Consider the following 24,924-nt stretch of genomic DNA (forward strand, 5'->3'; position numbering starts at 1 on the left):
TTCGTCAGGACAGGTTATTAGAGAAGGGGGCAGGTCAAATCTCATCTCCGGATCGTTGAATCTAAAATCCACATCGCTTACTTTTAACCGGATTACCAATTAGAAAAGGAGAAAATTTCATGTCTCTATACCATCTTCGCCAATTTCGAAATGCAGCTCTTGCGGCAATCGTTCTAACACTATCATCACAAGTTTTACTCGCCCAGACGCCGGTTCTCAAGAAGAAAGTGCCGACGAGGCAGCCGGCCAAGACTGTGCAGGGAAGAATCACAAAGGTCGAGGTCGGTGTTAAGCCTGCATCATACACCGGCCATTGTCCGAAGACATTCGATTTCCATTGCACAATCACTGTGAACCACTCACCGGTCACAGTGGAATATGAGTGGGTGCGCAGCGACGGCGCCAAAGGACCAAGAGCGCAGGTGGAAATCCGTCATGGCTCGGTGACTGTCAGCGACAGGTGGGAGCTTGGCGAGGGAAAGGAACACTTACGTGAATGGGAAATGGTCCATATTTTTTCTCCGAAAGATATGAATTCCCACAAAGCCGTTATCACCCTCAACTGTAGATAGACCACTTCTTGTGTTTTTTCGGGCTCCCGCTTGACGGAATGAATGAGCACTCCTATTCCCACACGAGAGCCCGGGAAAAAAGAAAAAGCAAACCTTGAATAGAAAAATATGACGTGCGCGATCCCGTTCCGCATGTCATGCCGAAGCTCTACGCTTCCTCTCGGAGTCAAGTCACAGCAGAGACCGAAATGCAGCGGGGATTAATTCCCAAACTCCAGATCATAATTCAACTGAAAGCCCCGTCCAGGCTGCGGTATGAAGTCCTTGATGACGGAGAGGTTGTCACGATAGACCTGGTTTAGCAAATTATCGCAATGGAGACTGATATTATGTATCAGCCCTTCCTGTGTGAGTCGTAACCCCGCACCTATATTTACCACCCCGTATCCTGCGGTATACGTGTCGCCGACACCAAGCCGCTTCTGACTTGCGGCCAAACGCCATTCCAACGTCGCAGAATACGTGTTGTCCTGGTAGATCATCTTAAACAATCCGCGGAGTGGCGGGGTAAAGGGAAGCGGTACGTTGTTTCGCGTGTCTTCCGCATTAACGTAATCGGCCTGGCACTGTAAAGCCATGAAATCCATCGGTTGAACTGCGGCAGTTATCTCGAAGCCCATCAAGCGGGAATTCGTCGCGGCAAATTGACGGACGGGAAGATCCTGTATCGTGTCTCCCCTCAGGTAAGTATAGATATAGTTGCTTATCAAATCTACGTAGGGAGTAAGCTCGAAAGAGACGTTCGTGAATCTCCCTTTCAGAGATGCGTCGATGCCGACGGACGTCTCCGACACGAGGTTCGCGTCGCCGATCGAGTACGTGTTGCTGGCGGCATCCGCTCCATCGGCGAAAAGCTCCTGAACCGTCGGAGCTCTGAAAGAACGGGCGATGCTCAAAGATGCGGTCATCCCAGATGGGAAATCCCGGATCGCACCGATAGATGCAGTCACGGCGCCGGAATGGCGCGTGACGTCGATCGTCTGGAAAACCGAATCGAGCGAAGCGGAATATGGAACGGCATGAATGCGGTTATAGTCATAGCGCAGTCCGGCCTGCAGGCGCATCTCGTCGCCAGCCAAATACTCTTCGAAAATATATCCTGCAAGTCCCGTCGTGATGGAATTAGGACCCAGCGGCTGTTCGCCTTCGATAGTCAGATTCTCGACGTTAGTCCAGAGCCCGATCGTACCACGGAATGGGCCGAACTGCGGGTGCTGGAGCTGTACCATGGCATTGACAGCCTGCTTGTGGAAGTGGTTTGCCTCCGGATTTGATACTCCCGTCGAGTCCTGCTGTGTGGGGAATTCCGAATGGTTGTAATCGACATAGTTTGCGGTCACTCTTATCTGCTGGATTGCCGGGCCGTCCACCACAAAAAGGCTTCGCGCCTCGACGGAGTTTTTGGTCTGGTCGATGAGAGATGTAGTAGGCGGATCGTCGATCCAGTCCGGATTCGGCGGCGTGCCGGGAATACCGTAGCTCATCTCGTAATGCTTATATCCGACCCCGACCATTCCGAAATCGCCCTGGTATGAATAGCCCGCGCCTTCTTCCTGCGAATGATCGAACGATTGCGGCATTCGGTCGAGGTGCAGACTATTCACTCCGTCGAAATAATTTCCGGCAGGAATGCGGATATCCTGAGAATGAAGACCTCCTGCAGAAATGCCGAGCGCATGCCCGCCGCTGCTGTAAATAGTGTTGAGATAACCCGTATATTCGTCGCTCGCACTGTTGCCTGACAACGATACGCGGCCCGAAACCGGACTCGAAGATGCTGTCGGAATTGTGTTCGTGATTGCATCGATCAGACCGCCGATAGTATTCGGTCCGTACATGATACAGGCAGGTCCCCGCACAACTTCGATCCGGGAAATGCTCAGCGGCTCAATAGGCACCGAATGGGCCGGGTCGTAGGTGGAAACGTCGCCCGTGCGGAGTCCATTCTCCAGAATCAAAACCTCGTTGTCGGAAAGCCCGCGAATCATCGGCCTGGCAGGCGCGGAGCCGTTATAACGGACCTCAATGCCTGGAAGATCCGAAATCTTCTCAGCAAAACTCGAGCCGGGGCTGTCATGCAATTCGACCATGGACTTCGACTGAGCGGATTGATACTCTTTATCGGCAGGACGTGCATAAGGCGAGGCGGAGACTACTACTTCCGCGGCTTCAATTGCAGATTCATGCAGAGCGAAGGACGTCGTGACATCTGCGCCGGCTACTGAGACTTTATTGCTTGCCGAAGCATATCCGATCACGTGCACGAAAACATTATATGTCCCATTCGGTACGCCGGGAAACGTGAAACGTCCATTGACATCGGAGAAAGCGGAGCGATCGAGTTCGAGAAGCCGGATTGTCGCACCTGCGATGGGTTTGCCTCCCGATTTTACCGTACCATGGATGGCACCGCCGGTCGATGCTCCACGATCTGGTTCCTGTGAATATGCCTCGATGGTGAGCTGAAGGCTCAGCACCAATGAAACCAATAAAGGGATGTACTTCGTGCTGTTGAATCTCATTGAATTTCTCTCTCTTTCGAGAAAATATACTTAAGAAAACGTGCCATGTCAAGAATCCCGGGCTCAGGGTGGGATGGTAGCTTCTCGGAAAATCATTTCTCAACTATTCCTCAATGTCGTTTCCGAGTCTCCGCATCTATCAAGGGGGATCTACTGGGACCTCCGGCGGAAGCAACAACTGGATTCCCGCTAAAAGCGTGCGGGAATGACAAGTGAGGAGAGAGTGTACAAAGTCCGGATTCCCGCTTGGTCGCCGCTAAGACCACGCGGTGACAGGAGAACTGATGTCGGAACCTCTGCGCAATATGAGCTTGCTGCGTTTCATCGAAGTACCTATATTTAGACAAGGACATGGTGGAACCAGCACCATGATCTCAGTTGATGACTGATCCCCCTCACATGGATGAAGGGAGTCATCGTGAGTTACAGAAGAACAATGACAGAATCAAATGGGAGGTAAAATGGAAACTGCACGCTACGAGGTCAAAGACTCATCAGGCAATCCGGCCGCGCTCGGACTTCTCGCCTTCGGAATGACAACCGTACTCTTGAACGTACACAACGCCGGGCTCATCGAAATGAGCTCCATGATACTTGCGATGGGAATATTCTACGGCGGGATCGCACAGATAATTGCCGGTGCCATGGAATGGAAGAAAGGCAACACCTTCGGACTCGTCGCCTTTTCATCTTACGGATTGTTCTGGCTTACGCTTGTCGCACTTATCGTCATGCCGAAGTCAGGATGGACCGGCGCGACATCCGGAGCAGGTATGGTGTACTACCTCATAATGTGGGGGATATTCACACTCCTCATGTTCTTCGGCACGATAAGATTATCCAGGGCACTTCAGGTTGTGTTCGCCACGCTGACGATTTTGTTTTTCCTCCTGGCAATAGCAGAAGGAACGGAGAACGAGTCCGTGGGCAGGATTGCCGGATACGAAGGAATTCTTTGCGGAGCGTCTGCGATCTACACAGGGATTGCAATAGTATTGAACGAAGTTTATGGAAGGCCGGTGCTTCCTCTCGGTATCGTGTCGAAATGAGTGTTGACGGTAGTGCGGCAGGTGTATCTCGCAGTTAAGAGATGCCTGTAAATCTCCGGGCTGGAACGTTGATTCTAAAATCCATGTCGCTTCCTTTCGAACAACTTGGAGAAAAAAGCCTGGTGCGGGAATAGTTGACGGGATACACTGTACGCGAAATAAATCACGGGTTGCTGCAGCGAGACAAAAAATAGAAAAGGGAAGAGGTCCGAAGCTAAAGAAGCGCAGGGGAACTCCGATATATATTCAGTTAACAATTTAGAAAGGCGTAGAACAATGGATATCAGCAGCATATCCCCTACAACAAGTGCCTACCAGCTCGCTCAAACCAACTCCAACCAAAACATAATCGGACAACAATTCATGCAGCTGGAACAGGCACTTCAATCAGGCGACGTGTCGGCGGCACAATCCGCATACTCGACGATCCAGAGTAGTTTTCAAAACTCGAGCAGCGGGCTGGGCGCTTTGTCAGGCACAAGCCTGAGTGACTTCCAGGCAATCGGTACCGCTCTTCAATCCGGAGATGTCTCCTCGGCAGAAAGCGCGCTTGCAGCGCTCCAGCAGGACGCGCAGGCAGCGACAGGCTCTTCATCAGGTTCAGGCGCTGTGCATCATCACCACCATCATCATAAAGGACAGGTGAACAGCTCGATGGCGCAGCAGATGAGCGACCTGAACTCCCTCGGCAGCGCACTCCAATCCGGCAGCGCTTCTTCTGCGCAGTCCGCGTTCAGTGCATTGCTGCAGGACGTTCAGAACGACAGCGGCTCATCGAGTCTATTCTCGGGAAACAGCCAATCGAGCATCGACCTCCAGGGCATTCAGAGCGCGCTCCAGTCAAATAATTTGTCGGCCGCTCAAAGCTCTTACGCGTTTCTCCTGCAGGACTTAATGCCGACTAGTTCCTCACCTTACAGCACTAACCAGCGATTCCCGCTCGGGAACATAGTAAACGTTACTGCCTGAGGGTACGCATCGATCTTCATCTTTACAAGGGTTGTCCGGAAAGTTGATTTGTCTTCTTTATCCGGATGACCCTCACCAGTCACTGCGACCACGACCCATCAATTGACCCGTCATTGCGAGCGGCTCCATCGCGAAGCAATCCCATTCATGAAACCACAAAATAACGGATTGCCGCGTGGCGCGAGGCGCGCCACTCGCAATGACAAGAGGCTTTTAGGTTTGGGCTCCTCGCAATGACAAGAGGCATGAGGGAACGTCCTCTCAATCAACCCATCATCACGAGGAATGAAGTGACGACACAATCTCTTTGTTATTATGATTTGCGATGGATGCTGAGGTGTGGTATCTTAGCCCATCCATGAAAAGATTATTTCTCGTCTATATTATGACCAACAAAAACAACACCACCCTCTATACTGGAATGACGAGCAGTCTCGCCAATAGAATAAGACAGCACAAAGAGAAAAACATCCCGGGGTTCACGAAGAGGTATAACCTCACGAAGCTCGTCTATTATGAACTCTGTGATAGCGCGTATGGAGCGATAAGTCGAGAGAAGCAGATCAAAGCGGGGTCGAGGAAGAAGAAGGAAGAGTTGATTAATAGCGTAAATCCCGAGTGGAATGATTTGAGCGAGGGACTTTATTGAGCGAAACCTATAATTTACCCGTCATTGCGAGCGGTTCCATCGCGAAGCAATCCCATTCATGAAGCCACTAACCAAGGGATTGCTTCGTCGCCCTGCAAGCAGGTCTCCTCGCAATGACAAGAGACCTACGGGGTTCTGCTCCGCGACAATGACAGGAGGCATGAGGGAAAGACCAACCCTCTCACTTAACCCGTCATCGCTAGGGAAGAAGTCCCGTGGCGATCCCCCATTCATGAATCCAGCAGAATCCAGAACACCTCTAAGGATTTAGTCGGAAATTCCGAAATAAAGAAGGACGTATGACATTTCATGCATGCATTCATTGAAGAACGTCAGAGCAGAAAACTGAAAGGAAAACATGTATGGCGGGCCAGGTCAAGGCATTAATCGACAAGATCATTAACATGACTTCGATGAAGAATTTATTTTTACTCATAATCGCCGCAGGTTTGATACTCGATGGTTGTGGCGGAGGCCTTGAGATGACGATGAAACCAAGCACGAGTTTTAAACTGACTTCGCCGGTGGCAGTCAGGAGCGGCAACTTTGACGGTGCAGACCTTCGACCGAAAATTGAAGAAGCCTTATTTAGAAATGGAGTCAACGTCATGTCGCCTTCATTCGCCCGGACGGAAATCCAGCTTCAGGATAATTCGAACAACCAGCCTTCAAATCAGTCCTCACAGGGAACGTCGGATTCTGCTTCCGTTCACTCCTCGAGAATTAATGGGCAGGGAAATGAGTACTTGCTGGAATTCACATATGATTTCGAATATACCCTTTCAGGGAAACTGGTTACAGATTTCTCTGCGGCGATAGTTGAACCTCAAACCGGAGAGGTTGTTGGAATAATAAGTTATCACGGCAAAGGCGACGGAGTTGCGCCGGACGAGCTGGCAAACAGCGTCGGCAAAAAGATTTCACAGCAATTGAAGTGACTGCATAAACAAAAACCTCCTGAGCCTTATGACGTACTGCCTCCTTTGATTAGTGCTTCTTTCACGCACCCGGCAAAAAGCCCCTGGGGGATTTGTTCAGAGAATAAAATCACCGGACACTTAAGTGAATCTTTCCATCGTTCCCTGTTGCAGCGGTAACAATTTTAGTATCACCCGGATTGATATCGACAGGGTTCGTGGACGTTGAGATGTTGCCGTCTACTGTTGCCACGATCAACACATGCGTGCCGGACTCAACGCTGGCTACGCATACGCCGCCGTTAGCCGGGGCGGGGCCGCAGACGAGATTATTCCCGTTGTCCAGAAAAAGACAAAGGTCATACTGGGTATTGTTCTGAAGCGTTACTTGTACCGGGTCCGAGTTTTTCTGTGCCTTGCCGGAAATGGAAAAGAGAGCCACGATTATCATGAACAATAGTGTCGACTTCTTCATCGAATCCTCCTAATCTTATGTGAACTTGTACATTTTCGGAACCCGTTCAAGCCAGGGTTTCGAGTCAGCGGACGCTGCTATGAACAGCCGTCCTCAATCTATGGACAGCACAGTGAAGGTTCAAGAACACATCGTCCTCGGTACTGGTTCAGTCAGGACTTGAGTGGCTCAGTTAGCGTGATCTGAATAATCCCATGCGAAAATGGAGTCCCGTTTGGGAGGAGGAATTTTACGGAATTAGTAGTACGGTCGTAGCGATTTTTTGTCGAACGTTGGTTTGTCGTAGCTATTCAAAAAATCGCATATTCTCCGTACGGGACGATCCGCCTGTGGCGGACCATTTTCGCACGGCGCCCTTTTTCCCGCTCCGACATAATAGTCTTTTTATAGATGCGGGATGGCGCAAGGCGCTCACTTTTGGTTCGTTTTCTTTTGGGCGAGCAAAAGAAAATGAACAATGGAGAATCAACAAACCTTGTGAGGATTTATAGTACTTTCTCTTGTCTTGACACAAGAGAAAGTACGAAAGAGAAAGTCAAGGCTTGCGGAAAAAATGGCTGGAAATTCCCCCTCTGAAGAAACGAATAAACTAGGCGCCTTCGGCGCCGTCGGACAGTATTCGTTTCTTAAACCGAAGAAGGGAATTTCCTAATGGCCATTTTTTCCTGATGCCGTACGCTACACTCTTCCATTCCGATTCAAACTGAACCACCTAAAGGCAAATTGAGCCAGTACCTCGTCCTCTTTAGGGTTATTCCAAGCGTGGAGTTGGCCCGCCGGACACCACCTCAGTCCGGTGGGGGAGTTGTTTGGAGAATGAGGGGCGATCTCTGCTGCAGCAATCCCAATGGTTGTACCACGAAGCAGCGGATTGTCGCAGTCAAACAAAAAAACACAGTGTGTGCGATCCCTTTTCGCGGGACCGCGTGATGCCGAAGCTCACTCGCAAAGACGGGAGGCCGGTAGGGAACCCCTCACTCATTTGTCATTTCGGGGAGTGAAACGACGTGGCAATCCTATCAACCACAGGATTGTTCACTGAAGGTGAACCTGCTGAAGACATGACTTCTCCCTCTTATCTCTTTGACTTTTCTCCCTGCCAAGCGTTATCATTAAGAGTTAAAGAGACAGAAGAAGTCCTTTTTGAGAAAGACAGTCTCACTTGATTGTGATGGTGAAACCAGTTTCAAGTTAGACCTTGACTTTTCCAAAGAGTGTTTCTACCCAAAAATGAAAACCACAGGCGGGATGACGTCGCCTCGCCTCTAATGGAGTTATATCTATGAAATCACTCTTGTCCACTGTCCACAGGACCCTGCTGGAATCCTTCAGACTTTTTGTCTTCTGCGGAGTTTTATTTTTGTCACCCTTTAATTCCCGGGAGGCAGCGAAAGACACGCATCATTCTAATGAGGTCCAAATCGCGAATTTGAATTGCGAGTACATATCTAACCCGGCAGCGATTGACGTGAGGATCCCGCGACTGAGTTGGGAATTCAAAACCGACCTGCGAAATGTCCGTCAGCTTGCTTACAGGATCATAGTCTCTTCATCTCCTGAAATCCTCGCCGCGAGCAAAGGCGATCTATGGGATTCAAAGAAAGTGAATTCGAGCAGCACTTCAGGTATAGTTTATGCCGGGAGACCGCTGACCAGTCGGGTGAGATGTTACTGGAAAGTGCAAGCATGGACAAATAAGGGGAGAACCGAATGGAGCGAATCCGCACACTGGGCGATGGGGCTGATGGACAGCTCGGACTGGACTGCAAAGTGGATCGGGCTCGATAAATTGTTTCCTGGAGAAAATTCCGATTCCGCACACTCAAGACTTGCAGCACGATATTTTCGGAAAGGATTCACTATCGGCGACAGTGTGAAGAGAGCCGCTATCTATATCAGCGGTTTAGGGTTGTACGAGTTATTCATCAATGGTAGGAAAGTCGGAGACCAGGTGATGGCGCCGGCTCCTTCGGATTATTCCAAGAGAGTTTACTACAATAAATTTGATGTCACGAGTATTCTCATGAAAGGGGCGAATTCAATAGGAGTAACGCTCGGCAACGGGCGATTTTTCAGCATGAGACCTATTGGCAGAGGAACGCCTGTGGTCACGGATTACGGTTTTCCGAAGATGCTGCTTCAACTTGAGATCGAGATGGCGGACGGTTCCAAACAAATCGTTGTCAGCGACGAATCATGGAAAGTGACTGCGAACGGGCCTATCCGTTCGAACAACGAGTACGACGGTGAAGACTACGATGCGAGATTGGAGATGCCGGGATGGAACAACATAGGGTTCAACGACTCCGCCTGGTCGAATGCCGAATTGGTAAAGCGGTCATGCAGCGTTATTGAAGCTCAACCGAATCCGAACATCGCAATCATGGATACCGTTCACCCTGTTTCGATTGGTGAACCCAGAACCGGCGTATACATCGTGGATATGGGACAGAACATGGTCGGTTGGGTACAGACGACCGAGAAAGGAGCCGCGGGGACTCGCATGAAGCTGCGCTTCGCCGAGCGCCTGAATGATTCCAAAGATTCTCTCTATACTGCAAACCTTCGCGGGGCTGAGCAGACGGACAATTACATTTTCAAGGGAGAGGGTGAAGAGACATGGGAGCCTGATTTCGTGTACCATGGATTCCGCTACATCGAGATCACCGGTTTGAATCATAAACCCGCCCTCAATTCAATTGTGGGGAAAGTTGTTTACGACAAGATGCAAACCATCGGGAGCTTCGAGACTTCAAATCCGCTGCTGAACAAGATCTACAAGGCAGCTTATTGGGGGATTCGCGGCAACTACAGGGGAATGCCTACGGATTGCCCGCAGCGCGACGAGAGAATGGGATGGCTTGGCGACCGCGCTACGAATTCCTACGGCGAGAGTTTCATCTTCGATAACAACTTGCTTTATTCGAAGTGGCTGACCGATATCGTCGATGCGCAGAAGCCTGATGGAAGCCTTCCGAATGCTGCGCCGCCATACTGGATAGTCTACACAGACAACATGACATGGCCATGCGCGATCATATTGATAGCCGACCATCTTTACAGGCAATTCGGGAACGAGGCAGTTATCTCGAATCATTACGCTGCGATGAGAAAATGGCTTCTGTATATGCGCGATAAATACATGAAGGATTATCTTCTTCCGAAGGACACATACGGCGATTGGTGCATGCCGCCGGAGCGAATGGAGCTTATCCATTCGAAAGACACGACACGAATTACTCCCGGGGCATTCATCGGCTCCGCGTACTTCTATTATTGTCTCAATCTTATGAAGCAAAACGCTCTTCTCCTCAAAAAGAGTGATGATGCCGCTGAATATGCGTCGTTGGCGGAGAAGGTAAGGAATGCAATAAACAAAACTTACTTGAACAGTGAAGATTTCTACTATGCGAACAACACTGTCACCGCCAATGTGCTGGCGCTTTATTTCGGGATCGCGCCGGCGGAGATCGGAGAAAAAGTATTCGACAACATAGTGAAGAAAACGATGGACGATTTCAACGGCCATATCAGCACCGGTATGATCGGCGGACAGTGGCTTATGCGGACGCTCACCGACTACGGCAGAACGGACCTTGCGTACAAGATAGCCACGAACACGACATACCCAAGCTGGGGATACATGTTGGAGAATGGAGCCACGACAATCTGGGAGCTGTGGAACGGAAATACGGCCGATCCTGCCATGAATTCGGGAAACCATGTCATGCTCCTCGGCGATCTCGTGATCTGGTTCTACCAGGACCTGGCGGGAATAGAGTCGAGCCCGGGGAAGCCGGGATATGAGCAGTTAATTATGGATCCAAGAGAGATCGACAGCCTTAGCTATGTTAAGGCATCGTACCACACTGTCCATGGCCTCGTTAAAAGCGAGTGGAAGAAAGAAGGCGACAAGTTTTACTGGAACGTATCCATTCCGGCCAACACTTCTGCTATAGTCCATGTCCCGGCGAAATCGTCCGGCGACGTTATGGAAGGAAAGGTGAATGCCGGTCGATCATACGGTGTGAAGTTTCTTGGGATGGAGAACAACAGAGCTGTCTACAAAGTGGAGTCGGGAGATTACGAGTTCACGTCACATCGTTGAGGAAACGACCTTCCCGCTAACCTGTCATTGTCCCAACGGGATCCCTTCGGGACGATCCCGACTTTGCCGGGAGAAGCGCCCCCCCCCATTTATCCTCTATTGCAATTCCTTTTTGCGTGATGACATGGTTGTGCCTTTGGCAGATTCACCTCTGGCGAACAATCCTTTCGATTTACTCTTCTTCGCTATCCCAACCATTCTTGCCGTCCGCTCCGCCGAAATCCGTAGGACGTAGGCGAGCTTAACGCTTATTCCCGATCGCTTACCGCTTGCAATCGCTGAATCTAAAGTCTGCGCCGGTTACTTTTAGTCAACCTGGAAAAAGAAGGGCGATCCCTGCTGCAGCAATTCCAGTGTTGTACCATGACGAACTCATCCCGTGTAAGAACATCACGGGGCAGGCCCGGCCTCCCTCTCCCAAATCGGGAGAGGGAGAAGCGAGTCGGCCGCGAGTCCATGACATGAAGAGCCTGCGGGCTCATTATGTACCGGTGAGAACCCTCTGGAGTGTGCCGGAATACTTCACCGGTTTGTTTGCGGAGTCGAGAGTCACGAGTGCAAAGAGGAGCCTCTTGTCCCCGTAATTTCCGACGCCCGCCGCTTCCTGACCGAACAGCGGAATGCTGAACGTCATCGGGGTGTCGAGGACAGTGGGCTGTGCGGCGGCTGCACCTGCCACAAACCAGAAGTCGGGGAGCGATTTGTTCGCGGGATTGACCAGCGACAGGACATAAGCTAACTTCACGTTCGGCTCACTGCTTATGTCTATGCCGGTCGTGCGGCCGAGCGCCGCAAGTGCGACGGAGACGGCATTCGCCGAGAGGGCTGCATCGGTACAGTTGGCGGCGAACCCGAGACCGGGCGTTATCGCAGTAAGGTCGGTTACCGCATCGGGGTTCACCAGCGTGATGTTCTTCTGGATGATGTAGTTGTAAGCCGACATCCCCGATGGAGTCACAGGGAGCCAAAGCGCGGCAAGCTCCGGGACGGAGTAGATCGACTGCGCAAGCTTCGCAGAGAACGCGAAGCGCGACCGGCGGTCGATCGAGCCTTGATCGGCAGCAGGGGTGTACGGCTTCTTAGGTCTCAAGGCGATGATGTTCTTTCCGTTTCGTTGCCGGAAGGCCATGTCGCCAAGCTTCCCCTGGACTTTTCCAAGGGGTGACTTATTTAGTTGTGCCATGTTAATTCTCCTTTCTTGGATTTAATGGCAATTGTTTGAATAAGGGAACCGGTACGTAATTGAACGAGAGTCAAGCGAGACTTGACCGAGAGTTAATCGAGGGCATATCGGGAGTTAACCGGGACTCAACCGAGAATTGATCGGGAACCGCGTGGGAAACATGCGAGGGTCATCCGGAATTCAGAGGGATGGATTTTCAAATTGTCAAAGAACTTGTTGATGCCACATTGTAAATACTGTTTGATGGTACAGCTTTTGCAATTGCAGATATTTTTGGCAGTGCACTAGCTTAAGAAAAAGTCTCTGCTCACGTACTGGCTCACTTTGCGATTAGGTGGTTCGGTTTGCTTAATTGTTGTCGTGCAGAAAGATTGGAGTTTCCTCGTCTTCATACATGTATTTATACGATTCCTTATCTTTTGGGCGAGCAAAAGAAAATGAACAATGGAGAATCAACAAACCTTGTGCGGACTTATAGTACTTTCTCTTGTCTTGACACAAGAGAAAGTACGAAAGAGAAAGTCAAGGCTTACGGAAAAAATGGCTGGAAATTCCCCCTCCGAAGAAACGAATAAACTAGGCGCCTTCGGCGCCGTCGGACAGTATTCGTTTCTTAAACCGAAGGAGGGAATTTCCTAATCGCCATTTTTTCCTAATGCCGTACCCTACAGTCTTCCATTCCGATTCAAACTGAACCACTACCCAAACCCAGCACACCACTATATTTTTCTGTACGATGGTAAATTCGGGGGAAGTTAGTAGTATTTATGGTGGAGGTGGGTCCGTACAAGCCGGCCCATGAGAAAGCGAACTCGGAGGTGGAGCTGGCGGCACCGTTTCGATCCCGGGGTCATTCTGGCTTCCGCCGGAATCCACTTCTTTGGTTCTGGATGCCAGCTGGAGTTTATCCCGCGCTTGACACGGGGCTGGCATGACAATCGTTATTTTGTTTGGAACTATCAAACTGAGTCGGTACCGAGATGCAGAGATGCTGCATAGAACTCAAACCGGAGAGCATCGATGAAAGAGGCAGATTTACAGGATACGCGAGAGGAAGTTAAAAAGTTAATGGCGAACCAGGATGAGCTCGCGATACTGTACTCATCCGCCGAGAGAATGATTCGTTCGTTGAAGCCCCGCGCAAAACGCGAGTTCGGCGGAAACGATGTGGCAAACAGGGTGCTGATTGCCCTGTACCATGGCAGCCGCACATGGGACCGGAAGAAGTTTCCCGTGCTGAAGGATTTCATATACTCAAGATTATTATTGAGTGAAATAAGAAACATGCTGGACCATGACAAGAAACTCGTCAGGGAGGGGGAAGAAAGAATCGGGGATTGCGACGGCGGAGACGGCGAGGAAGTATACGGAAAAAACGAACTATCGGATGCGGCACCCTTCTCGCCGGATTACGAGGGGGAGCTGGACCGCAAAATGATGATAGACGAGGCAGAGAGGGATCTGGAATCGGACGAGAAAAGATTTTTTGTATTTCAAGGGATGATGGAAGGAAAATCCGTGCAGGAGATTGCCGATGCAAACAAATACTCCGTGCCGGATGTTCGAAACGAGGTGCGCAACGTGAGAAGGACCCTCGACAGAAAATTCAAAGAGCAGCGGGAATCCATAAGCGATCCCAAGAAATTCAGAAAGCTAACGAAAAACGCCTACGAGGAATCAGATTCCGAAATAGGTGGTCAAAATACTGAGACGTAGCAACCGGTCAACAAGATTGCAGGCGGTTGGTTCCGAACATTACAGCTCGAGAATGGCTTTGCTGTTTCGTTCGTGACCGGCTGAGGGAGTCGCACCGGAGATAAGAATCGCCGGCGCTTGTTCGATGATTCGGCTTACAAAAAATCATTTGGGAGGAAAAATGGAGTTGTTAAAGTTCCTGAAATTCTATGCCGATATGTCCGGCGAAGAGCCGGAGTATATCCGGGAATACTTAAAGGAGGCGGGGATTGATCTTGAGAAATCGAGAGGGGAATTGATCGATGCAATTCAGGAAATCGATGCGCAGGAAATGCTGGCGAAGGGGAAAACGTTCAAGGAAAAATATTATCATATGCTGGGCCGCTTGAAGAAGAAAAGCGGTCCGCCTGCCGTGCAAACCAGAGGAGGCGGAAAGTCGGAAGGGAATTCAGGCGAATTCGGATTCGCGTTCAGGAAACTTTCGCATATGAGCAAAGAGGAGGCGTCGAAAATATTGGCCGACAAAGAAGAGCTGGACATCATTGCGCGGGCGAAGGAAGAAAGCGAAGGGAAGAAGGAGGATGGGAAGGAAGAGTGATTCGTCATTTCGAGCGATCCGCCAAAAAGACGGCGGACGCGTCCGCCGCAGGTGGAGAGAAATCTTCTGTAGTGCTCATGAAAGTCCTGTTGACAGGTACTCCACACAAGATTCCTCCGCGCACTTATCGCGACTTCGTCGTGATAAGTTTGGTCGGAATGACATGCACTTTCTTTCTGCTGAGGCGATCCGGCGGGTAAGTATGGGAGGATCCCCTCATGTACCACCGAACTCACCCTCTTCCCGCCGAGCGGGATTTCCCCCTCTCTTCTCGGGAAGAGAGGGGGACAAAAGGGGTGAGTTAGAGATTAGGACTTGAAGGAATCCCGGGCATGAAGCGGATGGCTCCTCGCGATGACAGGAGGCATTCAGGGAAGAACCTCATTGGATTTTACTTAACTAACGAAACTATGTATCCATTACCCGAAGCGAAGGCGCGTGAGCTGTTGAGGAAACTCAACGCAAAAAACCCGGAGAGGATCATAGACATCGAAGCGGTCGCCAACGCCGTCGGCCTCATCGTGAAAGAAACGGACGCGGAGAACAGCGAGGGATACTCGGTGCGGACCGAATCTTCGGGGCTGATAAAAGTGTCGGCGTCTTCAAAGGAGCCGGGACAGAGACGGTTCACAATCGCCCACGAGATAGGCCACTTCCTCTTAGACAAGAACCCAATTCACCTTTGCAGGATGGAAGACATGGTTGGATACAAATCAAAGAAGGAAGAGGAGAACGCGGCCAACGCCTTCGCCGCCGAGCTCCTGATGAAGAAGGAGTGGTACGCCGGGTTCGTGAAGGACAAAGCGCCGGGTATCGAGACGATCAAACAAGCCGCGGAATATTTCGGGGTCTCGCTCAGCGCAAGTGCGATAAGGTATTCTCAAGCCGGAAACTTTCCCGTCGCGGTGATAATGAGCTGCAAGGGAGCGCATAACGAAGGAAGGGTGTCATGGTCTGCGATAAGCGAATCATTCCCGTACCGGTATGTCGGGAAGGGGTATAAAGTGAACAAGTTTTCGGAAGCCGATAAATTCTTTTCGCAAGGGTCGGGAAAGAAAATGGACCTTAAGCCTCACAGGGTCCTTGCGGATTCATGGTTCTCGGATACCCGCGGCTTCCGTCCGAACCACTACTTAGTAGAGCAGTGCCTGCCGATGCCAAACTACGATTGCGTGTTGACGGTGGTGTGGCAGGCGTAGATCGCAGCTAAGAGATCCCGGTATGCATCTCCGGGGTTGGGAACGTTGAATCTAAAGGCTGCGTCGCTTACTTTTGACCCACTCGGAAGAAAGAGATGCGCGATAATCAGGTCGAGGAAACCTTTGAACTGGACGAACCCAACAAAGAGTTCGAGGTCTACTCAAAGGTCACTCTGAACCGGATTTCCTGAGGCGCCGGCGAGATGAAAGTATCCGACAGCGGGATGCCGGATGAGACATACTGGAACAGCCTTTTTCATATTCCCGGAATTGTAGAATGGCTTGATATAAAAAACGCAGCCGGCCCGATCGTGGAGATCGGATGCGGCTACGGATCGTTCACTGTCACCGTTGCAAAGGAAACCGGCAGCGAAGTTTATTCATTCGACATAGACCCACAGATGCTTGCCGCTGCACGGAACAACGCCGAGAGGGCTGCACTCACGAACGTACATTTCTTTCTTCGCGATGTTCTCGAGGAAGGAACCGGGCTCGACTCCGCGGGCTCCGGAATGGTTCTGCTTTTCAACATCTTGCATTTCAACGAACGACGGGTTCTCCTTCAAGAAGCTTCGCGAATCCTCAAACCTTCGGGAGTGGCAGCCATTATCCACTGGCGAAAAGATATCGAGACGCCGCGCGGGCCTCGCATCGAGACGCGGCCTGACAAAGAGATGATTCTCGCCAGTATCGGCGGCCTCGATTTGCATTTCAACGGCGACAGCAGGATTTTAGAACCGTATCACTGGGGAATCAAGCTTATCAAAGAAATAAAACGGCGGTCATGAACGATAATTCAGAGAGACTCTATAGAACCGCATTCAGGCTGGCCATCTTCACCATAGCCTACAACCTTGCCGAAGGGCTTGTCGCTATTTTCTTCGGCCAGAGGGACGGAAGCCTTACTCTTTTCGGCTTCGGCATCGACAGCTTCATCGAGGTAATTTCAGGACTTGGTATTGCTCACATGGTATCGCGTATCCGGCGTGACCCGGAGAGCAGCAAAGATAAATTTGAAAAGACCGCCCTGACAATCACCGGCATTTCATTTTACGTCCTTGTTTTCGGGCTTCTTGCGACGAGTATTTACAAACTGCTTACGGGAGAAAGACCCGGGACAACATTTGCGGGCGTAGTGCTTTCATTAATTTCAATTGGAGTCATGCTTGCCCTCATGTATTCGAAGCTCACGGTGGGAAAGGCGCTGGACTCAGACGCGATAATCGCGGATGCACAGTGTACCAGGGTTTGTGTTTACATGTCCGTAGTCTTGCTTGTTGCGAGCGGCATTTACGAGCTGACGAAAGTCGGTTATGTCGATATCCTCGGTTCGTTGGCGTTAGCCTACTTCTCATTCAACGAGGGACGTGAATCTCTTGAGAAGGCAAGGAATGATAAATCATGCGCTTGTGAGGATCCCTGAGGAGAGAGGCCCCTCACTTTTCAATCATCTAAATTCCTACGAGCTGCGAGCCATGATCTATCAGCTAACCGCATCCCCGTTGATTCTTCGGTTCATGTCGATTACTTTTAATCAACTTGGAAAAAGAATTGGAGTGGGAAAAATTGCAATTGCGGGGAGGCGTTGTATGCTCCTAAAGCCTTTGCCGACAGAACGCATATATCATTACCTTCACACTGATGTAAGTCTAATAAACGATGATACCCTGAAAATCCTTTTTGCCGAGATTGTAGGTCTTCGCGGGGGGACGATTCAAGGGGTTGTCCTTGATTTTTTGGTCCGATCGCTTCACCCATACATGGGCGACGAAAAGCGAAAGCCGTTCGAGAAGACGGAGTTCCTACTTGAGATATATCTCCCGTCAAAAATCGGTGAACTATGGGAGACAGAAATCTATAAGCTGTGCATTGATCTCGCACTGTTTTCAGGACTAAGAAGTGCCGAAGACATTGATAAAATGAGTCTTTACGTTTTGCTGAATAGAACAGTTCCTCGCGTGAAGAAAGCCAAGAAGCGGAGGACCCCGTATTAATGGACGGTAAATCTCAAAACATCAGGGAGCAGCAGCTAAGTAAGCTGAAAGAACTTTTCCCGGAAGTTGTTTCGGATGGGAAGGTGGATTGGGAAAAGCTCAAGCTAACCTTGGGCGAAGACACAACAATCGACAACGAACGGTACGTTCTCAACTGGGCTGGCAAAAGTGACGCCTTCAGAGCGATCCAGACTCAGACCACCGCAACGCTGAAGCCGCAGCGCGAACAGTCGGTTGATTTTGACACGACGCAAAATATCTTCATCGAAGGCGAAAACCTTGAAGTGCTGAAAGTGCTACAGAAGTCGTACTATGGGAAGGTGAAGATGATCTACATCGACCCGCCATACAACACGGGCAACGACAGCTTCATTTATCCCGACAAGTTCAGCGAGAGCAAAGATGAATACCTGAAGCGCATCGGCGACAAAGATGAGGCGGGTTACCTGACGAAGGAAGGATTCTTCAGAAAGAACAGCAAAGAGAACGGGCAGTACCATTCCAACTGGCTATCCATGATGTACCCGCGGCTCTTCCTCGCGAGGAATCTTCTGCTCGACGACGGTGTGATATTCGTTTCGATTGACGACAACGAGATGCACAACCTGCGGCTAATGATGAATGAGGTTTTTGGAGAAGAGAATTTTGTGGCCGCGTTTGTCTGGTTTGGAGGGAGGAAAAACGATTCGAAGCAGGTTAGTGTAAGCCATGAATATATTTTGTCTTATGGCAAGTCGTCAGCGGCTAAAATTTCATCTGGGAATGTATGGAAAGAAAAAAAGGAAGGTATAGATCGGATTTATTCTCAGTATGAGAAATTGAAGAGGAAATATGGCAAAGATTGGTCTGCTGTCAGCGAAGGTTTACAAGAATGGTATCGCGGCCTTAAGCCATATGATCCTGCAAAAGAACATGAACACTACCACTGGGCGGATAAAGAAGGTGTCTATTTTGCGAGTGATATATCCGGCCCAGACGATGGAAGGAAAAATCGACCAAGGTATGAAGTCCTCCACCCAGTGACCAAGAAGCCCGTTCAAATCCCAGCAAGAGGATGGAGATGGGAATATCCAAGGATGCAAGAAGAGTTAGCCGCTGATCGCGTGCATTTTGGACCCGATGAGTCTTCAGTGCCAAACATTAAAGTCTATTTGCGTGAGAATGAGTATCAAGCACCCAGTAGCGTATTTTATAGAGATAGGAGAGGGGCAAGTGCTGATCTGAAGGGCATCTTGCAGGAAAAAGTTTTCGACTTTCCAAAGGACGCGGGAGTAATTAGACGACTCATTTCGCTCGTGACTTACACAGATAGCATCGTCCTCGACTTCTTTGCCGGCAGTGGCACAACGGCACAAGCTGTCATGGAACTGAACAAGGAAGACGGCGGTAACAGAAAGTTTATCCTGATACAGCTTCCAGAGAAGATTGATGAGGAGTCGGATGCGTACAAAGCGAACTACAAAACGATCGCGGATATTTGCAGAGTGCGTATCCGAAGGGTGAGTGAGAAGATCAATGAAGAAATCGAAACACAGCGTGACCTGTTCAAAGACAAATCCTTGGACCTCGGATTCAAAGCCTTCACGCTTGAGCCGTCGACCTTCAAGGTCTGGCGGACAGATACGATTGAGAACGGCGACGATCTGAAAAAACAGATGGATGCTTTTACTGATCCCGTCAAGACTGGCTCTGACGCCAACGACATGGCGTGGGAGATACTTGTTAAGTCGGGGTATGAGTTGACAACGAAGATGGAGAAGCGAACAGTCGGCAATGTCGCGATCTATTCGATTGCCGAAGGCGAGATTGCGCTTGCGCTTGAAAAGATTACCCAAAAGGCAATAGCTGAGGTCGTCAAAATGAAGCCGAAGAATTTTATTTGCCTCGACCGCCTCTTCGCAGGCAACGATCAGTTAAAGACAAATACCGCGTTGCAGATGAAGGACGCGGGAGTGGAGTTTAGGACGATATGATATTTGGGTCGGATTGGTCTTGGCATCATGTTCCTATGGCAGTCAACAGAAGACCGATCTCGTTTTATTTTTAAGGAGTGAGACATGAAAGAAGATTCTACGATGGAAGATCCAGAGATCCAAGGTATAACCAAGATCTCTGTAACCGGATTTAAATCGCTAAGTAGCACTTGCGAAATCCCCGTTAGACGGCTCACCGTCTTGGCAGGAGCAAACTGTTCAGGAAAGTCCAGCATTATGCAACCCATGCTCATGATGAAACAGACCCTTGAGTCTCCATATGACCCGGGACCGCTTTTGCTCAATGGTCCTAACGTTAGGTTCACGTCGGCTGGCCAGTTCTTTAGCAACATGGGCGGAAACGAATACGCCAAGGAAATGGTGGTTGCTATCGAGACAGATGGCAGTTACTACATAAAGTCAATATTTTCAAAAGGCACTTCAGGCCCCCAACTTGCCAAGATGGAATACGGTGGAGATGGCAAGCTATTTGAGTTCAAGAATGGTATGATCGTTGATAGTGCCTCTTACGTAATTCCCGCCCAATTGAAGGAACTTGCAGAGGCGTTTTCCAAGGAAAGGAAAACGACTCTTTCATGGCAAGTCCAACGCGACCGCTGTTTTTTTGCCCTTGCCCTGACGGAAAATATCGAGAAGACGGTGAGGACTGTTTTAAGTGCTGCCCCGCTATCTCCAAGCTTCGAACTCCAAGCACGGCTGCGAGATATCATCCATGTTCCTGGATTGCGCGGAAATCCTGAGAGAACCTATCCTGTAACTGCAATAGGCGGGGAATTCCCAGGGAGATTTCAGGACTACGTGGCGAGCATCATAAATATGTGGCAATCAGAGGACAACAAGAGACTCCAACAACTCTTTAATGACCTTCAGGTCTTGGGTTTGACTTGGAAAATTGAAGCTCACCCCTTAGACGATGTACAAGTGGAGTTGAGGGTAGGTCGGCTCGTCACAGCCAGAAGAGGCGGCGCTCAGGATCTGGTGAGTATTGCGGACGTAGGCTTCGGGGTCTCACAAACAATTCCGGTTTTGGTGGCCCTTCTCGCAGCGCGAAAGAACCAACTTGTCTACATCGAAGAGCCTGAGATTCATCTTCATCCCAATGCGCAAGCGGCGTTGGCTGAGATATTTTTGAGGGCGGCAAGTCGGGGAGTGCGCGTTGTTGTAGAAACCCACAGCAGTCTCTTCCTTCGCAAGCTTCAAGCCCTTGTAGCTGAGCGTCCCGAATACAGAAGACTAGTGGCTCTCCACTGGTTTGACAGAAACAAGGACGGATACACCAAGGTGACTAGTGCAGAGCTCGACCAGACAGGAGCATTCGGCGAATGGCCATCCGACTTCGACGAAGTTTCTCTTCGAGTGGAGAAGGAGTATATCAACGCAGGTGTTCGTAAGTAACTTTCCCCGGATGAGTAAGCCTTTCAAGAAGCAACTGGTTATAGATGCGTCGATCGCGCGCGCAGCGGGTTTTAAGTCCGTGAGGGGTGTGACCTGTATTGAGTTCATGGAGCGTGTCAGAGATATATGTAATCAACTTGTAATGACAGAGAAGATACATGAAGAATGGAACCGCAATGCCTCAAAGTATGCTTTTCAGTGGGCCGCAAGTATGAAATCATTAGGCAAACTCCGCGATCTTGAAGCTGGCGACCCAACCACTTTGCTAAAAAAGATAGAATCACTCGAAATTGGAGATGCCCAGAAGCGGGCGATGCTCAAAGACGTATGCCTTATTGTGGCCGCAAAATCAAGTGAATGTCGAGTCGTGTCTCTTGATGAAGAAGCGCGAGAGTTATACCGGAAATTCGGAGACCCTCTCCAAGAATTGAATGGTGTCTTGTGGATAAATCCTGAGAAGCAAGATGACGATGCCATGGGATGGCTGGAGAGGGGTACACCAAGTGAAGATGCCCTCCTTCTTCGACAGAAACAGGCATAACGATGAAACTCCAATTCGACTCACATCAAGACTTCCAGATACAGGCTATCCAATCCGTAGTGGACATTTTTGAAGGACAGCCGCTTAACACTGGCGACTATGAATTCTCGCTTCAGCAGGGAGACACAAGTCTTGCATTCACAGAAAACGGTGTCGGGAATGCAATCAGATTGACGGAGCAGGAAATACTTAAGAATGTCCACTCTATTCAGAAACGAAATGGAATAGAAGAATCCTCCGAATTGAAAGGCCTCAACTTCTCAGTCGAGATGGAAACTGGTACAGGGAAGACATATGTTTATCTTCGCACCATATACGAGCTCAACAAAACTTACGGCTTCAAGAAATTCATTATTGTCGTGCCAAGCATTGCGATTCGCGAAGGAGTTCTCAAGAATCTCCAGATAACATACGGCCACTTTCAAAGCCTTTACAACCGCGCCCCTTTGACATACACCGTCTATGGCTCGAAGAATGTCTCAGCTCTGCGTGGCTTTGCTTTAAGTAACACGATCCAGGTGCTCGTCATCAATATTGACTCCTTTGCTAAGGATGAGAATATCATCAACAAGCCGAACGACAAGCTCACGGGAAAGCGGCCGATAGAATTCATTCAATACACAAATCCGATTGTCATCGTGGATGAGCCGCAGAACATGGAAACCGATCTTCGGAAGGAGGCAATTGCTAACCTAAAGCCATCATGCACTCTCCGATATTCCGCAACGCATCGGGATGTTTATAATCTTGTCTATAAACTGAGTCCTGTCAAAGCTTATGACCTTGGATTGGTAAAGCAGATCGAAGTCGATTCGGTAGTCAGCGAGGACAGTTTCAACCAGGCATTTGTGAAGCTTGAAGGGATAAAGACGCAGAAGAAAAGACCTCCGAGAGCAAAGCTCTCATTTGATTATGAAGGCGCAGAATCGGTCTTGAGGAAGTCCGCCTATCTCGATAATGGCGATAACCTGTATGACCTATCGAACAAAAGAGAGATGTACCGTGATGGGTATATAGTAAACTCAATAGATGCCGATGAGGGCTTTGTCGAATTTTCGGGAGGGTTAAGAATAAGTCTTGGAGAGACTACGGGCGGCCTTCGGGACGACATAATGAAAGTCCAGATAAGAAAGACGGTCGAGGAACATTTCCGAAAGGAAGCAGTCCTGAGGCCAAAAGGCATCAAGGTTTTATCTCTCCTGTTCATAGACAAAGTAAATAACTACCGCCTCTATGAAGATGGCAAGAAGGGAGACGGAAAGTTCGCTGTCTGGTTTGAAGAAATCTTCAAAGAGTACGCAGGCAAACCTGAGTTTAGAGGAGTGATACCATTCGGCGCTGCTCAGGTCCACAACGGCTACTTTGCCCAGGACAAGAAAGGCTTGATGAAAGATTCCCGCGAGGGGAAAACTTCTGAAACCGATACCGAGGCTTACGAACTCATCATGAAAGACAAGGAGAAGCTCCTTGAAATTAATGAGCCTCTCCGGTTTATCTTCAGCCATTCAGCCTTGCGCGAAGGCTGGGACAATCCCAATGTCTTCCAGCTTTGCACACTGAACGAGACCACCTCCGAGCTAAAGAAGCGGCAGGAGATTGGACGGGGGCTCAGGCTTGCTGTCAACTCCGACGGAAACAGGGTGTTTGAGAAGGCGGTAAACAGATTGACCGTAATCGCGAATGAGAGCTACGAGCAATTTGCAAAAAAGCTCCAGAAAGAAATCGAAGACGAGACGGGAGAGAAGTTCGAAGGAAGGATAAAGAACAAGAATGAAAAGAAGAAAGTCACTCTGCGGAAAGGGTACGACGCAGATCCGAAATTCATTGAGCTTTGGGAACGCATAAGACAGAAGACAACGTACCGCGTCGAATACCTAACCGACGAACTGACTCGCAAGGCTGCGAAGCGGGTTAGCAAGATGTGTGAGATTCTTGCGCCTCGAATCGTTGCCCAGCGAACCAAGCTTGTCATGGAAAAATCAGGCGTCACTGGTGAAGGGAAGTCGATTGAGTTTCATGCTCCGGAATACGGCACAGTGGCAATCCCCGATATTGTCGGCTACATCGAGCAAAGAACGCATCTTACGCGTTCTACCATAATGGAAATCCTACGCCAATCGGGAAGGCTCCTTGATTGCCTGAAGAATCCGCAGTTGTTTCTTGAAAGTACAGTGCACGAGATAAAGACTGAACTGGAAGCAACTATGGTCGATGGTGTCAAATACCAAAAGATAGAGAACGAGTATTACGAGATGCACCAGTTCCAGACTGACGAGATAGAAGAGTATCTATCAAATCTTTACGGTGTCAAGAACAAAGAGAAGACTATCTTCGACAACATAGAGATAGATTCGCTGTCGGAGACAGAGCGCAAATTTGCCAACGCTTGTGATACCAGCGATGACGTAGAGTTTTTCTTGAAGCTCCCGCGGTGGTTTGAGATAGAAACTCCGGTTGGGAAATACAGACCCGATTGGGCTTTGATGCTGAAGAAAGAAAAGCGGCTTTACTTCGTGGCGGAAACGAAATCGACCCTCGATAAATCCAAGCGCCTCGAAAGCGAGAACCAGAAGATCGAATGCGGGAAGAAGCACTTTGCAGAGCTCAAGGAAGTTTATTTCACAGAGGCGACAAAGCTTGAAGATGTGGAAAGGGAAGCAAGCCAAATAAAGTGACTAGATCAAAAGGGCGGCTTCAAGTAAGAAGCAGATAAAAAAATCAAAAACTAAATCATAGGAGGCTTAAGATGGCTTTTTCTGAAGAAGAAATTCAAAAGGTATGGAACGATGGTAAAGCCGTCGCAGGCTATGACCCGGACGTATGGAGAAAAGACCAGTGCGGTGCGTGGATTCATCGCATGCAATACGGAAACAGAAAATCCGATTACGGATGGGAGATTGACCATATATCCCCGGGAGGCCCAGATACGAAAGACAATCTTAGACCCTTACAATGGCAGAACAATTTAAGCAAAAGTGACAGTAGACTAGGATGCAAGGTAACGTCTTCGGGAAAGAAAAATGTTGAGATTAAGGAATCTGAAGATTAACTGACCAAGTTAGAA

The 24,924-nt window shown here is 49.5% G+C and carries 21 protein-coding genes; 18 read left to right on the plus strand and 3 right to left on the minus strand.

Going from position 1 to position 24,924, the window contains the following annotated elements; genetic code table 11:
* Nucleotides 1–119: 119 nt before the first annotated feature.
* Nucleotides 120–572, plus strand: a complete 453-nt coding sequence (locus tag VLX91_17070) for a hypothetical protein (GenBank protein HUI31924.1) — start codon at nt 120–122, stop codon at nt 570–572.
* Nucleotides 573–772: 200 nt separating this feature from the next.
* On the opposite strand, the gene VLX91_17075 is transcribed toward VLX91_17070, so the two are convergent.
* Nucleotides 773–3,094, minus strand: coding sequence for a TonB-dependent receptor (locus VLX91_17075; GenBank protein ID HUI31925.1), 2,322 nt, complete (start codon nt 3,092–3,094; stop codon nt 773–775).
* 461 nt (nt 3,095–3,555) lie between these two features.
* Here VLX91_17075 and VLX91_17080 point away from each other — a divergent pair, with 461 nt between their 5' ends.
* The 4 genes from VLX91_17080 to VLX91_17095 all read left to right on the plus strand — a co-directional run bounded on the left by VLX91_17080 (nt 3,556) and on the right by VLX91_17095 (nt 6,699).
* Nucleotides 3,556–4,143, plus strand: coding sequence for an acetate uptake transporter (locus VLX91_17080; protein ID HUI31926.1), 588 nt, complete (start codon nt 3,556–3,558; stop codon nt 4,141–4,143).
* A gap of 276 nt (nt 4,144–4,419) precedes the next feature.
* Entirely contained in the window at nt 4,420–5,112 is a 693-nt protein-coding gene (locus tag VLX91_17085; protein ID HUI31927.1) for a hypothetical protein, read from the plus strand.
* Nucleotides 5,113–5,470: 358 nt separating this feature from the next.
* The gene (locus VLX91_17090; GenBank protein HUI31928.1) at nt 5,471–5,761 is read left to right on the plus strand and encodes a GIY-YIG nuclease family protein; all 291 of its coding nucleotides are present in this window, start codon (nt 5,471–5,473) and stop codon (nt 5,759–5,761) included.
* A gap of 362 nt (nt 5,762–6,123) precedes the next feature.
* Nucleotides 6,124–6,699, plus strand: coding sequence for a hypothetical protein (locus tag VLX91_17095; GenBank protein ID HUI31929.1), 576 nt, complete (start codon nt 6,124–6,126; stop codon nt 6,697–6,699).
* 109 nt (nt 6,700–6,808) lie between these two features.
* Here VLX91_17095 and VLX91_17100 read toward each other — a convergent pair whose 3' ends face one another.
* The gene (locus VLX91_17100) at nt 6,809–7,153 is read right to left on the minus strand and encodes a hypothetical protein (protein HUI31930.1); all 345 of its coding nucleotides are present in this window, start codon (nt 7,151–7,153) and stop codon (nt 6,809–6,811) included.
* Between the two features lie 1,282 nt (nt 7,154–8,435).
* On the opposite strand from VLX91_17100, the gene VLX91_17105 reads away from it, so the two are divergent.
* Nucleotides 8,436–11,261 (plus strand): family 78 glycoside hydrolase catalytic domain, encoded by a 2,826-nt coding sequence (locus VLX91_17105; GenBank protein ID HUI31931.1) that lies wholly within the window; start codon nt 8,436–8,438, stop codon nt 11,259–11,261.
* Nucleotides 11,262–11,742: 481 nt separating this feature from the next.
* On the opposite strand, the gene VLX91_17110 is transcribed toward VLX91_17105, so the two are convergent.
* Complete coding sequence (locus tag VLX91_17110) at nt 11,743–12,444, minus strand: hypothetical protein (GenBank protein HUI31932.1); 702 nt, start codon at nt 12,442–12,444, stop codon at nt 11,743–11,745.
* Between the two features lie 1,020 nt (nt 12,445–13,464).
* Here VLX91_17110 and VLX91_17115 point away from each other — a divergent pair.
* From VLX91_17115 to VLX91_17170, 12 genes are all read left to right on the plus strand, one after another.
* Nucleotides 13,465–14,160, plus strand: a complete 696-nt coding sequence (locus VLX91_17115; protein ID HUI31933.1) for a hypothetical protein — start codon at nt 13,465–13,467, stop codon at nt 14,158–14,160.
* 160 nt (nt 14,161–14,320) lie between these two features.
* The gene (locus tag VLX91_17120) at nt 14,321–14,737 is read left to right on the plus strand and encodes a hypothetical protein (protein HUI31934.1); all 417 of its coding nucleotides are present in this window, start codon (nt 14,321–14,323) and stop codon (nt 14,735–14,737) included.
* The gene (locus tag VLX91_17125; GenBank protein HUI31935.1) at nt 14,734–14,937 is read left to right on the plus strand and encodes a hypothetical protein; all 204 of its coding nucleotides are present in this window, start codon (nt 14,734–14,736) and stop codon (nt 14,935–14,937) included. The genes VLX91_17120 and VLX91_17125 overlap by 4 nt, the downstream gene beginning before the upstream one ends.
* 132 nt (nt 14,938–15,069) lie before the next feature.
* The gene (locus VLX91_17130; protein ID HUI31936.1) at nt 15,070–15,936 is read left to right on the plus strand and encodes an ImmA/IrrE family metallo-endopeptidase; all 867 of its coding nucleotides are present in this window, start codon (nt 15,070–15,072) and stop codon (nt 15,934–15,936) included.
* Between the two features lie 203 nt (nt 15,937–16,139).
* A complete protein-coding gene (locus VLX91_17135) occupies nt 16,140–16,724 on the plus strand; it encodes a methyltransferase domain-containing protein (protein HUI31937.1) in 585 nt (194 codons plus the stop codon).
* Nucleotides 16,721–17,359 carry a cation transporter gene (locus VLX91_17140; protein ID HUI31938.1) on the plus strand — a complete coding sequence of 213 codons (639 nt, stop codon included), beginning with the start codon at nt 16,721–16,723 and terminating at the stop codon, nt 17,357–17,359. Before VLX91_17135 ends, VLX91_17140 begins: the two co-directional genes overlap by 4 nt.
* A 133-nt stretch (nt 17,360–17,492) precedes the next feature.
* Nucleotides 17,493–17,930 (plus strand): hypothetical protein, encoded by a 438-nt coding sequence (locus VLX91_17145; protein ID HUI31939.1) that lies wholly within the window; start codon nt 17,493–17,495, stop codon nt 17,928–17,930.
* Nucleotides 17,930–19,903 carry a site-specific DNA-methyltransferase gene (locus VLX91_17150; GenBank protein HUI31940.1) on the plus strand — a complete coding sequence of 658 codons (1,974 nt, stop codon included), beginning with the start codon at nt 17,930–17,932 and terminating at the stop codon, nt 19,901–19,903. Before VLX91_17145 ends, VLX91_17150 begins: the two co-directional genes overlap by 1 nt.
* Before the next feature lie 84 nt (nt 19,904–19,987).
* Nucleotides 19,988–21,319 (plus strand): AAA family ATPase, encoded by a 1,332-nt coding sequence (locus VLX91_17155; GenBank protein ID HUI31941.1) that lies wholly within the window; start codon nt 19,988–19,990, stop codon nt 21,317–21,319.
* Between the two features lie 10 nt (nt 21,320–21,329).
* Nucleotides 21,330–21,860 (plus strand): hypothetical protein, encoded by a 531-nt coding sequence (locus VLX91_17160; GenBank protein HUI31942.1) that lies wholly within the window; start codon nt 21,330–21,332, stop codon nt 21,858–21,860.
* A 2-nt stretch (nt 21,861–21,862) separates the two neighbouring features.
* Nucleotides 21,863–24,535 (plus strand): DEAD/DEAH box helicase family protein, encoded by a 2,673-nt coding sequence (locus tag VLX91_17165; protein ID HUI31943.1) that lies wholly within the window; start codon nt 21,863–21,865, stop codon nt 24,533–24,535.
* Nucleotides 24,536–24,606: 71 nt separating this feature from the next.
* A complete protein-coding gene (locus VLX91_17170) occupies nt 24,607–24,909 on the plus strand; it encodes an HNH endonuclease signature motif containing protein (GenBank protein HUI31944.1) in 303 nt (100 codons plus the stop codon).
* The last annotated feature ends 15 nt before the right edge of the window (nt 24,910–24,924 follow it).

The organism is Candidatus Acidiferrales bacterium (assembly GCA_035515795.1).
Classification (GTDB): Bacteria; Bacteroidota; Ignavibacteria; order Kryptoniales; family JAKASW01; genus JAKASW01.